General features: G+C 68.9%; 10 protein-coding genes and 1 pseudogene. All 11 read right to left on the bottom strand.

The features are described 5' to 3' along the window. Positions 1-781 (bottom strand): annotated as a pseudogene (locus HR086_RS37980) (cell envelope biogenesis protein OmpA); the annotation flags it as partial. Positions 782-1214: 433 nt separating this feature from the next. Then, positions 1215-2447 (bottom strand): cell division protein FtsA, encoded by a 1233-nt coding sequence (gene ftsA, locus HR086_RS37975; RefSeq protein WP_141648320.1) that lies wholly within the window; start codon positions 2445-2447, stop codon positions 1215-1217. Positions 2448-2491: 44 nt separating this feature from the next. Beyond that, positions 2492-3346, bottom strand: a complete 855-nt coding sequence (locus tag HR086_RS37970; protein WP_174453140.1) for a cell division protein FtsQ/DivIB — start codon at positions 3344-3346, stop codon at positions 2492-2494. Positions 3347-3483: 137 nt separating this feature from the next. Further along, positions 3484-4440 carry a D-alanine--D-alanine ligase gene (locus tag HR086_RS37965; RefSeq protein WP_141648322.1) on the bottom strand — a complete coding sequence of 319 codons (957 nt, stop codon included), beginning with the start codon at positions 4438-4440 and terminating at the stop codon, positions 3484-3486. After that, the gene (gene murB / locus HR086_RS37960) at positions 4437-5372 is read right to left on the bottom strand and encodes a UDP-N-acetylmuramate dehydrogenase (protein WP_174453139.1); all 936 of its coding nucleotides are present in this window, start codon (positions 5370-5372) and stop codon (positions 4437-4439) included. The genes HR086_RS37965 and murB overlap by 4 nt, the downstream gene beginning before the upstream one ends. Positions 5373-5377: 5 nt before the next feature. Continuing rightward, the gene (murC, locus tag HR086_RS37955; RefSeq protein WP_174468074.1) at positions 5378-6796 is read right to left on the bottom strand and encodes a UDP-N-acetylmuramate--L-alanine ligase; all 1419 of its coding nucleotides are present in this window, start codon (positions 6794-6796) and stop codon (positions 5378-5380) included. After that, entirely contained in the window at positions 6793-7938 is a 1146-nt protein-coding gene (murG, locus tag HR086_RS37950; protein WP_141648325.1) for an undecaprenyldiphospho-muramoylpentapeptide beta-N-acetylglucosaminyltransferase, read from the bottom strand. Before murG ends, murC begins: the two co-directional genes overlap by 4 nt. Further along, positions 7935-9098 carry a putative lipid II flippase FtsW gene (ftsW, locus tag HR086_RS37945; RefSeq protein WP_141648326.1) on the bottom strand — a complete coding sequence of 388 codons (1164 nt, stop codon included), beginning with the start codon at positions 9096-9098 and terminating at the stop codon, positions 7935-7937. The genes murG and ftsW overlap by 4 nt, the downstream gene beginning before the upstream one ends. 4 nt (positions 9099-9102) lie before the next feature. Next, entirely contained in the window at positions 9103-10470 is a 1368-nt protein-coding gene (gene murD, locus HR086_RS37940; RefSeq protein ID WP_174461486.1) for a UDP-N-acetylmuramoyl-L-alanine--D-glutamate ligase, read from the bottom strand. A 23-nt stretch (positions 10471-10493) separates the two neighbouring features. Then, positions 10494-11672 carry a phospho-N-acetylmuramoyl-pentapeptide-transferase gene (mraY, locus tag HR086_RS37935; RefSeq protein WP_141648328.1) on the bottom strand — a complete coding sequence of 393 codons (1179 nt, stop codon included), beginning with the start codon at positions 11670-11672 and terminating at the stop codon, positions 10494-10496. Beyond that, the coding region (murF, locus tag HR086_RS37930; protein ID WP_174468073.1) for a UDP-N-acetylmuramoyl-tripeptide--D-alanyl-D-alanine ligase at positions 11672-12876 on the bottom strand (1205 nt) is incomplete at its 5' end. The genes mraY and murF, both read right to left, overlap by 1 nt.

Raw genomic sequence — 12876 nt, 5'->3', positions numbered from 1 at the left:
CGCTGCCACCACCGCCGCCACCCGAGTTGTGGCAGATACCGCCGCCCGCGCCGTTCGCGATGTTGCCGTAGCCCGTCGTTCCCGCCGCGAAGGGGTCCGTGTTGTCGTAGCTCCCCAGCGCCACGCCCTCGCCCTTCGGCGCGCCGCCCGGATAGGCCTGGTTGATGCCGGTGCAGCCATCTCCGGCACCATTCCAGAAGATGCCGCCGCGGAAGCCCGCGTTGGTCGCGGAGATGGAGCCCGCGTTGTTCACCGCGCCCGTGGCCAGGAAGATGAGCACGCCACCCGTCGTGCCATCCCACGGCCTGGCGACGAGGCTTCCCGCCGCGTTGACGGTCACCGTGGAGTACTCGGGAACGCGGATGGCCTGCGTCCCGGTGTTGGCCGCGAAGGCCACCGTGAGCGGCGCGGTGAAGGTGAGGCGCGTCGCCGTCAGCGCCTGCACGCGCCCGAACTGCCACCGGCCCACCGCCACGTTGGCGGGAGCGTTCAGGTCGATGGGCGTCTGGCTGCCCGACGTCGGGGCCGTGAGGCCCGCTGCCTGGAACACCAGCACCAGGTCGTTCATCGCGAAGCCCGTCGACGAGGCCACCGTGACGAAGTTCTGGCCGGCGGGAACCGCCGCCGTCACCCGCGTATAGGTGTTGACGATGGTGCCAGCCGCGTTGACGGTGAGCGCTCCATCCGAGCCATCGCCCAGGTGGACGGTGTCAGCGGACGCGTAGGCAGAAGGGGCCACCAGCGCGGCACACAGGAGCGCCAGCAGGCCGACGGCGGGCAAGCGAGCACGTACGCGCCGCGACTCGACCAGCGAAGTAGGAGTTTGTGGGTTCGGTTTCATAGGCCTGGGCCGCGCGGAGTGAAGTGGGGCCCGGGCGGCATCGACGGCACATAGCAATCCAGGAGCCACCCTCCGTCCACTTCTGGTCCTACCCCGGCCCAGGGGGGTTCTCCCTCCCGTCCCCTCTGAGACGAAGCAGCGGATCCGAATCACGGATCCGGATTCTGGAAACCGGACCGGATGACCCACCCCACTGGGGCCTTGCGGGCCCGCATTGACTCGTCAACCCAGGGCCTCGGGTCCTCGTTGACGCGTCAGCACAGACCGTGGCGTCCGAGCCGGTTTGTGACGCGCCCCGTCGAAAAAGCAAAAGGGGCCCTCCTTCCGGAGAGCCCCTTCGCGTGGCGCCAGGATGCGGATGCGTCCCGAGGCGCTAGAAGATTTCCTCGAGCCACTCGCGCATGCGGCCCTTCACCTTCTTGTACACGTTCTCTTCGCGGATGCGGAACATGCGCCGGTCCAGGTGCTTGGCGCCGTACACGACGAGGCCCACGCCCGTCGCGTACATGGGGCTCTTCACCACGTCCACCAACCCGCCGATGCCGCGCGGCATGCCCCGACGCACCGGCAGCCCGAGCACTTCCTCGGCCAGCTCCGGCATGCCCGCCAGCAGCGTGGAGCCACCGGTAATCACCACGCCCGAGGCCAGCAGGTCCTCGTAGCCGCACTTCTGAATCTCACGGTGCACGAGCTGGAAGATCTCCTCCACGCGCGGCTCCAGGATTTCGCACAGAATCTGCCGCCCGAGGACGCGGGGCTGGCGGCCGCCCACGCTCGGCACCTCCAGCGTGTCGTCCTTGTTGATGAGCGACGCCAGCGCGCAGCCGTACTTCTGCTTGATGCGCTCGGCCTCGTGAGCCGGCGTGCGCAGGCCGATGGCGATGTCGCTGGTGAGGTTGTTGCCGCCCAGCGCAATCACCGCCGTGTGGACGATGGAGCCGCCAGAGAAGATGGCGATGTCCGTGGTGCCGCCGCCGATGTCGACGAGGCACACGCCCAGCTCCTTCTCGTCCTCGCCCAGCACCGCCTCGGCGCTCGCCAGCGGCTGCAGGACGATGTCGGAGACATTCAGGCCCGTCCGGTTCGCGCACTTGACGATGTTCTGCGCGCTGGAGACGGCGCCCGTGACGATGTGCACCTTGGCCTCCAGGCGCACGCCCGCCATGCCCAGGGGCTCCTTGATGCCGCCCTGGTCATCGATGATGAACTCCTGGGGCAGGACGTGGATGACTTCCCGGTCCAGGGGGATGGCCACCGCCTTCGCCGCGTCGATGACGCGCGCGATGTCCGCCTCGCGGACCTCCTTGTCCTTGACCGCCACGATGCCCTGGGAATTGAAACCCTTGATGTGGCCACCGGCGATGCCCGTGTAGACGTGGGAAATCTCCGCGCCCGCCATCAGCTCCGCCTCTTCAATCGCGCGGCGGATGGAGGAGACGGTCGCCTCGATGTTGACCACCACGCCCTTGCGCAACCCCTTCGACGGATGCGTCCCGATACCGATGATGTCGATACCGCTGTCGGTCAGCTCCCCGACGATGGCGCAAATCTTCGTCGTGCCGATGTCGAGGCCGACAATAATCTCCCCCGACTTCTGCTTCGCCATGACAACCCTCCCAGGCCCCCCACTCTCGTGAAAGGGGCGTCCTCTTACTGCCTCGCGCTCCCGTTCCTCTCGGACACGGGGCTCGAAAGCTTCACCGCCACCCAACCGGGCCGGGCCCGGTTATCCAGGTGAATGATCTCCGCTGCAAGCCCCCTGGCGCCCAGTTCGCGCCGGACACGGCCCAACCGCTGCAGCTTGACCTCGGAATTCCCTTCGCCTAGGCGCACTTCCTGCCCGGAAGCGGCCACCAGCGTCACCTCCCGCCCCTCCATCCGCACCTCGGACAGCCGCTCCGGCTTGCCCGGCGATTCCTTCGCGTACGCCCGCGCCACCTCGAGCGCCGCCTGGAACCGCTGGCGCGCCACGGCGGGGTCCGTCACGTAGCCCTCGCGGTCCACCCCGGTGACGAGCGGCAAATCCAGCCCGTCCCCCGGCGTCACCCGCTTGAAGGGCTCGCCCTCTTCGTCCAGCACGTACAGCTCCCCCATCACCGCCAACGCCTCCGGGACGTGCTCGGACACCTCCACGGAGACACGGTTCGGGAAGCGCCGCGTCACGTCCACCTTCTTCACCCACGGGTGCTGAAGCATGGCCCGCTCCAGCCCCCCTACATCCAACGCCCAGAGGTTCTGACCCTTCGTCAAAGCCGCCAGGCGCAGCAGCTCCACGCGCGACGCGCGCTGCAGGCCGGTGAAGGACACCGCCGCCAGTTCGAACCGGGGCGACACCAGCGCCCACCGGCGCAGCTCCACCCCACCCCACACCAGCAGCCCCGTCACCAGCGTCAGCGCCACCACCTTCACCACGCCCGGCCCCTGCGAGCGCACCACGCTCTTCACGGCCTCATTTCGCTGGGCAGTGTCTTGACGGCGGCGGTTTTTGCTTCGACCGAAGGCCATGGTGGGAACGCTGGGACCCATGCTGCGCGCGGATGGATCTCCACGCCAGTTTTTGGCTACAGCGACGTCGCTGTAGCGCCCCGGCCCCACGAGAGGCCAGGACTTCGAGGGGGGATTTGACGAGGGGGAAGGCCGTCTCAGGCCTTGAGACATGCGCCTTGCAACAGGCGCTCGCACAGGGCTGGGAAGTCGATACCACGTCCTGCGGCAATCTTGGGCAGGAGGCTGGTGGCCGTCATGCCTGGCAGCGTGTTTGTTTCCAGCAGGAACACATCGCCTCCGTCGGTGACGATGACGTCCGAGCGCGAAGCCCCCGCACAGCCCAGGGCCCGGTGCGCGCCCAGGCACACCTCGTTGACCCGTGCATACTGATCCGGAGGCAGGGGTGCGGGGAAGAGGTACTGCGTTCCCGTGCCCGCCTTGTACTTGGCATCGTAGTCGTAGAACTCGCGGGCGGCGCGGACCTCGATGACGCCCAGGGCCTCATCGTCCAACACTCCACCCTGCACTTCACGTCCCTTGACGAACTGCTCCACCAGGAGGGTGCCCGCATACTTCGCGGCGTCCTTCACGGCGGCGTCGTAGTCCGCGCGCGCCTTGCAGATGTGCACCCCCACGCTGCTGCCCTCGCGGCTGGGCTTCACCACCACCGGGAAGTCGAACCCCAGCGAGTCCCCCGCCGCCAGCGCGGACGCCTCGTCGGCGAAGGCGCGGTATGCGGGCGTGGGGATGCCCTGGGCGATGAAGACGAGCTTGGCGTAGACCTTGTCCATGGCCATCGCCGACGCGAGCACGCCGCTGCCGGTGTACGGGATGAACATGGACTCCAGCAGGCCCTGGAGGCTGCCGTCCTCGCCGTAGCGGCCGTGCACCGCCAGCCACGCCACGTCCACCTTCTCCGCGATGAGGCGCGCGGGAAGGTCCTTGCCCACGTCGATGTCCACCACGTCGTAGCCCAGGGAGCGCAGCGCGCCGGCCACGGCGGCGCCGGTGCGCAAGGACACCTCGCGCTCGGACGACAGGCCGCCGTACAGCACGCCCACGCGCTTGTTCTTGAGTTCGTCCTTCGAGAAGGCGCCGCGATTCGCTGTCATGGCAGGAACTCTCCCACGCGTTTGACTTCGGGTTTCATATCGACACCGGAGTGCTCCTGTACACGCGTCCGCATCAGCGTGATGAGCCCCAGCACGTCCCGGGCGGTCGCCCCGCCCAGGTTGACAATCCAGTTGGCGTGCAGCGTCGAAATCTGTGCCCGCCCCAGCGTGTGCCCCTTGAGGCCCACGAGCTCAATCAACCGCCCGGCATGGTCTCCGGGGGGATTGGTGAAGACGCTGCCAAAGTTGGGCTGGCTCAACGGCTGCGTCCGCTTGCGGTAGCCCAGGTCCGCGTCCATGGCGACCTTGGAGGCGGCGACATCGCCCTTGGGCAGCCGGAAGCGCACCCGCGTCACCACGCCCCCGGGCGGAAGCTCTGAGTGCCGGTACGCATGCGGCACCTGCGCCTTCGTCAGCCACCCCACCCCGTCAGGCGTGGCGACCTCCACCGCCTCGATGACGCGAAACGCCTCGCCATTCTTGGTGCCCGCGTTCATCGACACCGCGCCGCCGAGCGTCCCGGGGATGCCCGCGAGGAACTCCGCGCCCACCAGCCCCTGGCCGCGCATCACGTTGACGAGCTTCACGATGGCCGCGCCCGCGCCCAGGGTGATGAGCCCGTCCTCCGGCCCCACCTCGATGAGCTCGGGGAACAGGTCTCCCGGCAGCTTCACCGTGACACCGGGCACGCCGCCGTCACCCACCAGCGTGTTGGCACCACCCCCGAGGATGGCCACGGGCGCGCCCTCGTCCCGCGCGAGCTTCAGCACGGCGACGAGCGCATCGGGCGAGCGCGGACGCACCAGCGCCTCCGCCGCGCCGCCCACCCGGACGCTGATGAGCGGAGCCAGCGGCTCGCCGGCCTTCACTTCGCAATCCGGCAGTCGCTCCACGCGAGCCGCCAGCGCCGTCTTCACGCCCGCTTCCACCATGTCGGCTAGCCCTTCGTCGGAGCCGCGTTGCCGAGCAGGCCGAGCAGGTCCGGCCCCACGTGGGTGATATCGCCCGCGCCAAGCGTCAACACGAGGTCTCCCTCGCGCAGCCGGGGCAGCAGCGCCGCCGGCAGGTCCGCGCGCTTGGGAACGAACGTCACGTCGCGGTGGCCGTGCGCGCGGATGGCGTCCGCCAGGGCGTCACCGGTGGCGCCCGGAATCGGCTCCTCGCCGGCCGCGTAGACGTTGGTGACGAAGAGCACGTCCGCGTCGTTGAACGCCGTGGTGAACTCCTTCATCAAGTCATGCGTGCGCGTGTAGCGGTGCGGCTGGAAGGCCACCACCACGCGGCGACCGAAGGCGCGCCGAGCGCCCGCCAGCGTGGCCAGCACCTCCGTCGGGTGGTGACCGTAGTCATCCACCACGGTGATGCCCTTCGCCTCGCCCTTCACGGTGAAGCGTCGCTGCACGCCGCCGAACTCGGCCAGCGCGGTGCGCACCGTCTCCAGGGGGATGTCCATCTCCTCCGCCACGGCGATGACGGCCAGCGCGTTGAAGGCGTTGTGCGCGCCCACCATGCGCACGCGGAACTCACCCAGGTCCTCCTCGCGGCGGAACGCATGGAACGTGGTGGTGAAGCCGTCCAGGGCAATGCTCTCCAGGCGGTAGTCCGCCATGTGCGAGCTGCCGTAGGTGACGAAGCGCTTCTCGATGCGCGGCAGGAGCGCCTGGACGTTGGGGTTGTCCAGGCACAACACGTTGAGGCCGTAGAAGGGCACCCGGTTGCAGAACTCCACGAAGGCCGTCTGGAGCACCTCCAGCGAGCCGTAGTGGTCCATGTGCTCCGGGTCGATGTTGGTGACGATGGAGATGGACGGGTGCAGCTTGAGGAAGCTGCCGTCGCTTTCGTCCGCCTCCACCACCATCAGCTCGCTCTTGCCCAGCTTGGCGTTGGAGTCGAGCACGTTCACCTTGCCGCCCACCACCGCCGTCGGGTCCAGGCCCGCCGCGCTCAGCACGGTGGCCACCATGGACGTCGTCGTCGTCTTGCCGTGGCTGCCCGCGACGGCGACGGCGTACTTCAGCCGCATCAACTCCGCGAGCATCTCCGCGCGGGGGATGACGGGAATCTTCCGCTGGCGCGCGGTGACGACCTCCGGGTTGTCCTTGCGCACCGCGGACGAAATCACCACCACGTCCGCCTGCACGAGGTTCTGCGCCTTGTGCCCCTCGAAGATGGTGGCGCCCATGCGCGTCAGGCGCCGGGTGATGTCGCTCTCCTTCAGGTCGGAGCCGGACACCCGGTAGCCCAGGTTGATGAGCACCTCGGCGATGCCGCTCATGCCGATGCCGCCGATGCCCACGAAGTGCACCTGCGCGGCGTGCCGCGTCTTGAAGAGGCTGGGGGGCTTGTTCTTCGTCACGACTTGCTCCTGGGTGCCGTCTTCGCCTCGGGGGTGGGACGCTCGCGGCCGGTGGGGCCCCAGGTCTGCACCATCAGGTCCACACACACGTCGGCCAGCTCCTTCGCCGCCTCGGGACGGCCCAACAGGGCCGCCTTCTTCTCCATGCCCTTGAGCCGCTCGGGCTGCGACTTCAACGTCCGCAGCGTCTCCGCCAGCTTCGCGCCCGTCAGCTCCGACTCCTGGAACATCAGCGCCGCGCCCGCGTCCACCAGCGCCCGCGCATTCACCGTCTGGTGGTCATCCGTCGCGTGCGGGAAGGGAATCAGGATGCTCGCCTTCTTGCACACGGTCAGCTCCGCCAGCGTGGTGGCGCCCGCGCGACAGATGACCAGGTCCGCCATCGCGTACGCGCTCGACATGTCGTCGATGAACTCCACCACGTCCGCGTGGAAGCCCTTGTCCGTGTAGCCCTTGCGCACCATCTCCAGGTCGTTCTTCCCCGTCTGGTGCACGAAGCGCAGGCCTTCCTTCAAGTCGCCCAGCGAGTCGAGCGCCTCCAACATCCGCTGGTTGATGCCCCGCGCGCCCAGGCTGCCGCCGAAGACGAGCACCGAGAAGTTCTCGTGCGCCACGTGGCTGCGCAGGTAGTTGTCCATCAGCTTGCGGCGGATGGGGTTGCCGATGAGCTGCACCTTCTTCTCCGGGAAGAAGCGCCGCGCTTCATCGAAGGCGATGAAGACCACCCGCACCACCTTGCCCAACAGCTTGTTGGTGAGGCCCGGCAGCGCGTTCTGCTCCTGGATGGCGGTGGGGATGCCCATCAACCACGCGGCCAGGACGACGGGCCCGCTCGCGTAGCCGCCCACGCCCACCACCACGTCCGGCTTCTGCCGGGCGAGGATGCGGAACGACTCGATGAAGGCCAGGGGCAGCGCGAAGAGCGCCTTGAGCAGGGAGAAGAAGCCCTTGCCCTTCAGGCCCTGCACCTTCACCAGCTCCAGCGGATAACCCTCGCGCGGAACCACGCGCGCCTCCAGGCCCCGCTCCGTCCCCACGAAGACGACCTCGTTGGCGTGGTGACGCGTCACCACCTCTTCCGCCAGGGCAATGCCCGGGAAGAGATGGCCCCCGGTGCCGCCCCCCGCGATGAGCACCTTCACGCCGCCACCTCCCTCAAGTCCGAACCCGCCCGCGCGCTCCGAGGCGCTCCCTGCGCGCTGGCGCTCAGCGACAGCAGCACCCCCGCCGCGCCCATCAGCACCACCAGCGACGTGCCTCCGTACGACACGAACGGCAGCGTCAGGCCCTTGGTCGGCAACAACCCCATGGCCACGCACATGTTCACCGTGGCCTGGAACGCGATGATGGAGGTGAAGCCCAACCCCAGGTACGTGCCGAAGGTCTCTCCGGCCGCGAGGCTCGCGCGCACGCCGCGCCACAGGACGATGGCGTAGAGCGAGACGAGCACGCCCACGCCAATCAACCCCGTCTCCTCGCCGAGGATGGAGAAGATGAAGTCGGTGTGCGCTTCCGGCAGGAAGAAGAGCTTCTGCCGGCCGTCGCCCAGGCCCAGGCCCACCACGCCGCCGGAGCCGATGGACATGAGCGACTCGGCGACCTGGTAGCCCACGTCATGCCGGTGCGCCCACGGGTCCAGGAAGGCCAGGATGCGCTTCATGCGATACGGGCTGGAGGCAATCGCCACGTACGCCAGCGGCAGCGCGAGCAACACGGAGCCGACCAGGTAGCTCAGCTTCGCGCCAGCGGCGAACAGCAGCACGAACAACATGAACACCAGCAGCACACTGCTGCCAAAGTCGGGCTGGAGCATGCAAAGCATCACCAGGATGCCGCAGAGCGCCAGGTGCGGGAGGAAGCCCACGGAGAACGTCGCCACCTTCTCGCGCTTCTTCGCCAGCGAGTAGGACAGGTAGACGACCCAGGCGAACTTGGCGACCTCGGCCGGCTGGAGGCTGAAGCCCGGCAGCCGAATCCAGCGCCGCGCGCCGCCCGCCGTGGAGCCAATGCCGGGAATGGCCACCAGCACCAGCAGGACAATGGCCGCCAGCAGCAGCGGATACGCCCAGCGCGCCAGCTTGCGCCAGCCCAGCTTCATCGCCACGGCCATCACCACCAGGCCCAGGGCCGCCGCGGTGACCTGCCGCTTGAAGAAGTAGAGGCTGTCGCCGAGCTTGTCCTGCGCCAGCACCGCGCTCGCCGAGTACACCATCACCAGTCCCATCGTCACCAGGCCCAGCACGGCGCACAGGAGGATGGGGTCGAACCGCACGGGAGCATTCGACGGAGGAGAGGTCTTCATGCCGTCACAGCGCTCCGACCAGGCGCTTGAAACTGTCGCCCCGGTCCTCGAAGTTCTTGAACTGATCGTACGACGCACACGCGGGCGACAGCAGCACCGTGTCACCTGACTTCGACAGCTCACGCGCCTTCGCTACCGCCGCCGCCAGCGTGCCGCACGCATGCACCGCCGCCTGCCCCTCGTACGCCCGGGCGAGCAGGTCCGAGTCCGCGCCGATGGTCAGCACGCCCTTCACCTTGCCCCGCCCCTCTTCCACCATGGGCGCGTACGGCGCGCCCTTGCCCTTGCCACCGGCAATCAGCCACAGCCCGCCCTGGAACGCGCGCAGCGCCACCAGCACGGAGTCCACGTTCGTGGCCTTCGAATCGTTCACCCACTCCACCCCGTCCAACACCCGTACGCTCTCCAGCCGGTGCGGCAGGCCCGGGTAGCTGTCCAGTCCCGCCTGCACCGCCTCGGCCGGGACGCCGCCCAGCCGCGCCAGCAGCGTGGCCGCCATCGCGTTCTGCGCGTTGTGGGCGCCTCTGAGCGCGCGGTTGGAGAGCCGGTACTTCTCCCCCTGGAAATCCAGCCGGAAGCCGCCCGCCTCCGCCACCGCGAGCCCCGCCAGCGTCGGTGCGTCCGCCACCGGCTTGCCCGTGACGCTGAAGCCGTACACGGGTACCCGCGCCTGGCACGCCAGCGCGAGCACGTCCGCGTCGTCCGCGTTCACCACCGCGAAGTCGCCCTCTCGCTGGTGGTGGAAGATGCGGGCCTTGGCCTCGCCGTACGCCCCATGGTCCGCGTACCGGTCGATGTGGTCCGCCGTGAGGTTGAGGATGGCGGCGCCGCGCGGGCGCAGCGTCTGGATGCCCTCGAGCTGGAAGCTGGACAGCTCCACCACCAGCGCGTCCCAGTCTCCAGGGGACAGCGCGGCCTCGCTGAAGGGGCGGCCCAGGTTGCCACCGACGAACGTGCGCTTCTTTCCCTGGACGAACAGCTCTCCGGTGAGCGCCGTGGTGGTGCTCTTCCCGTTGGTGCCGGTGATGCCGAACAGCGGCACCGACTCCAGGAAGCGCCACGCCAGCTCCACCTCGCCCCAGATGGGAACGCCCGCGGCGGCGGCGGCGCGCAGCTCCGGCAGCGCCAGCGGCACGCCCGGGCTCACCACCACCAGCGACTGCGACTCCAAGAGGCCCGGCGTCGCGGGGTCGGTGACGAGCGTGGCGCCCAGCGACTTCACCTCGCGAGCCACGTCACCCAGCGCGTCCTCGCTCCGGGCGTCCAGCGCCGTCACGCGCGCGCCCCGCTGGCACAACAAGCGCAGCGCCGCCACGCCGCTCTTCGCCAGCCCGTACACCAGCACCTTCTGCCCGGACAGCGCGAACGTCATGGATGTTCCACCCCTCGGGAGAATCAGCGCAGCTTGAGCGACAGGAGCGCCACGCCACCACAGAGGATGGAGACGATCCAGAAACGGACGATGATCTTCGGCTCGGCCAGGCCCTTGAGCTCGAAGTGGTGGTGCACCGGCGCCATCTTGAACACGCGCTTGCCGGTCATCTTGAAGGAGGCCACCTGAATCATCACGCTCAGCGCCTCCGCGAAGAAGATGCCGTGGATGATGGCGGAGACGACCTCGTTCTTGGACAGCACCGCCAGCCCGCCCAGGGCGCCACCCAGCGCCAGCGAGCCGATGTCCCCCATGAACACGGAGGCCGGATACGTGTTGAACCAGAGAAAGGAGATGCCCGCGCCGACGATGGCCGCGCAGAACACGGCCAGCTCCGCCCCGCCCGGCACCTGGAGGATGCCCAGGTATTGCCACAGCGGCGTGGCCACCAGCTTCGTCGTGCCGCCCACCGTCACCGAGTCCGCGATGCTCAGCGTGGTGCCCGCCACGTAGCAGAGCACCGCGAAGGTAATCGCGGAGACGATGGTGGGGACAATCGCGAGCCCATCCAGGCCGTCGGTGAGGTTCACCGCGTTGGACGTGCCCACGATGACAATCCAGGCGAAGACGACGTAGAACCAGCCCAGGTCCAGGTTGAACCAGTGGGACGGAATGAAGGGCAGCGTCAGCCGCGTGTTGATGAGCAGCGTGGGGCCGAACGAGCCGTCCGGCTGCGTCCACGTCGTCAGCAGGCCGAAGACGGCGATGAGGAAGAAGACGGTCTGCAGCACCATCTTCTTGCGCCCCGCCAGGCCCTTGGAGTTGCGCTTGGACAGCTTGAGCCAGTCGTCCAGGAAGCCGATGAAGCCGTAGCCGAACGTCAGGAGCAGCACCACCCAGACGGCGCGGCTCTTCAGGTCCGCGAACAGCAGCGTGCCCGCGGCGATGCAGATGAGGATGAGCGCGCCACCCATGGTGGGCGTGCCCTTCTTCTTCTGATGCGAGTCCGGCGTGTCCTCGCGGACGTTGCTCTGTCCGTGCTGCTTCAGGCGCAGCCTCGCGATGAGGCGCGGCCCAATCAACATGCCCAGCACGAGCGCGAAGACCCCGGCGGCGATGATGCGGAAGGTGGGGTAGCGCAGGAAGTTGAGAACCCGCCCCGCTTCCGTGTTCTGGATGAGCTCGTAGAGCAGATACAGCACTAGTGGTTTCCTCCGGAGGACGCGGTCGTGCCCGTCAATGCGGCCACCACCCGCTCCAGCCGCATTCCGCGGCTCGCCTTCACCAGCACCACGTCGTGGGGGCGCAGCCTCGGCGTCAACCACGCCACCAGGGGCTCCACCTCCGTGAAATGCGCCGCGGACCCACCCAGCCCCGCGTGCTTGAACCCTTCCGCGGAGCGCGGGCCGAAGAAGGCCACCAGCGCCGCCTTGCTCGCGACCTGCCCGCCCAGCCGCGCGTGCTCTTCCAGCTCGCCCGGGCCCAATTCCAGCATGTCGCCCAGCACCGCCACCGCGCGGCCCCCGGGCGTCACCAGCGTGCCCAGCGTCTCCAGCGCCGCGTCCATGGAGGCGGGGTTGGCGTTGTAGCAGTCGTCAATCACCGTCACGCCCCCCAACCCGTCCACCACGTTGAGGCGCCGCGCGTACGGCTTCGCCGCCTCCAGCCCCTTCACGCACTCCTCCGCCGTGTAGCCCAGCGCCAGCGCCACCGCGAAGGCCGCCGTCGCGTTCTGCGCGTTGTGCGGACCGATGAAGCCCAGCCGCACCGGCCACTCGCGGCCCAGGTGGCGCACCGTGGCCACCATGCCGTCGCGGCCCTTCGTCTCCACCGACACCAGCCTCACATCCGCGTCTTCCGCGCGGCCGAAGGTCAGCCGGTTCGCTTCACTGCGCTCGGCTTGCGCGGGGATGAGCGGGTCATCGGCGTTGACGACAATCGTCGTCCCGTGCCCCATCTCCTGGAACATCTCCCCTTCCGCGTCCGCCACGCCCTGAAGGCTGCCCAGCCCCTCCAGGTGCTCGGGCTGGACGACGGTGATGACGCCCGCGTCCGGCCGCACCACGCGGGTGAGCCGCTGGATTTCGCCGGGCCGGTTCATCCCCACCTCGATGACCGCCGCCACGTGCTGGGGCTCCAGCCGGAACAGCGTCAGGGGGACGCCCACCTCGTTGTTGAAGTTGCCTTCCGTCTTCAGCGCCGGGCCCCGCGTGGCGAGGATGGCGCCCACCATCTCCTTGGTGGTCGTCTTCCCGTTGGAGCCGCCCACCGCGCAGATGGGAATGCGGAAGCGCTGACGGTGGTGGCGGCCCAGGGCCCCCAACGCCATCAGCGTGTCGTCGACTTCGTAGAGCGTGAAACCGGCGGGCAGCGCGGGCAGGGCACGGCCCCGCCCCACCACCGCGC

This window comes from Myxococcus sp. CA039A (assembly GCF_013336645.1).
Taxonomy (GTDB): Bacteria; Myxococcota; Myxococcia; order Myxococcales; family Myxococcaceae; genus Myxococcus; species Myxococcus llanfairpwllgwyngyllgogerychwyrndrobwllllantysiliogogogochensis.
The sequence above is the reverse complement of the archived record's forward strand: the minus strand, read 5'-3'. Positions and strand labels throughout refer to the sequence as shown.

Bases quoted from the DNA above. Each gene is read 5' to 3' on its own strand.
- ftsW (WP_141648326.1), bottom strand. From the start codon at position 9,098: ATGAAGACCTCTCCTCCGTCGAATGCTCCCGTGCGGTTCGACCCCATC.
- murD (WP_174461486.1), bottom strand. From the start codon at position 10,470: ATGACGTTCGCGCTGTCCGGGCAGAAGGTGCTGGTGTACGGGCTGGCG.
- murB (WP_174453139.1), bottom strand. From the start codon at position 5,372: ATGGTGGAAGCGGGCGTGAAGACGGCGCTGGCGGCTCGCGTGGAGCGA.
- ftsA (WP_141648320.1), bottom strand. From the start codon at position 2,447: ATGGCGAAGCAGAAGTCGGGGGAGATTATTGTCGGCCTCGACATCGGC.
- HR086_RS37965 (WP_141648322.1), bottom strand. From the start codon at position 4,440: ATGACAGCGAATCGCGGCGCCTTCTCGAAGGACGAACTCAAGAACAAG.
- HR086_RS37970 (WP_174453140.1), bottom strand. From the start codon at position 3,346: ATGGCCTTCGGTCGAAGCAAAAACCGCCGCCGTCAAGACACTGCCCAG.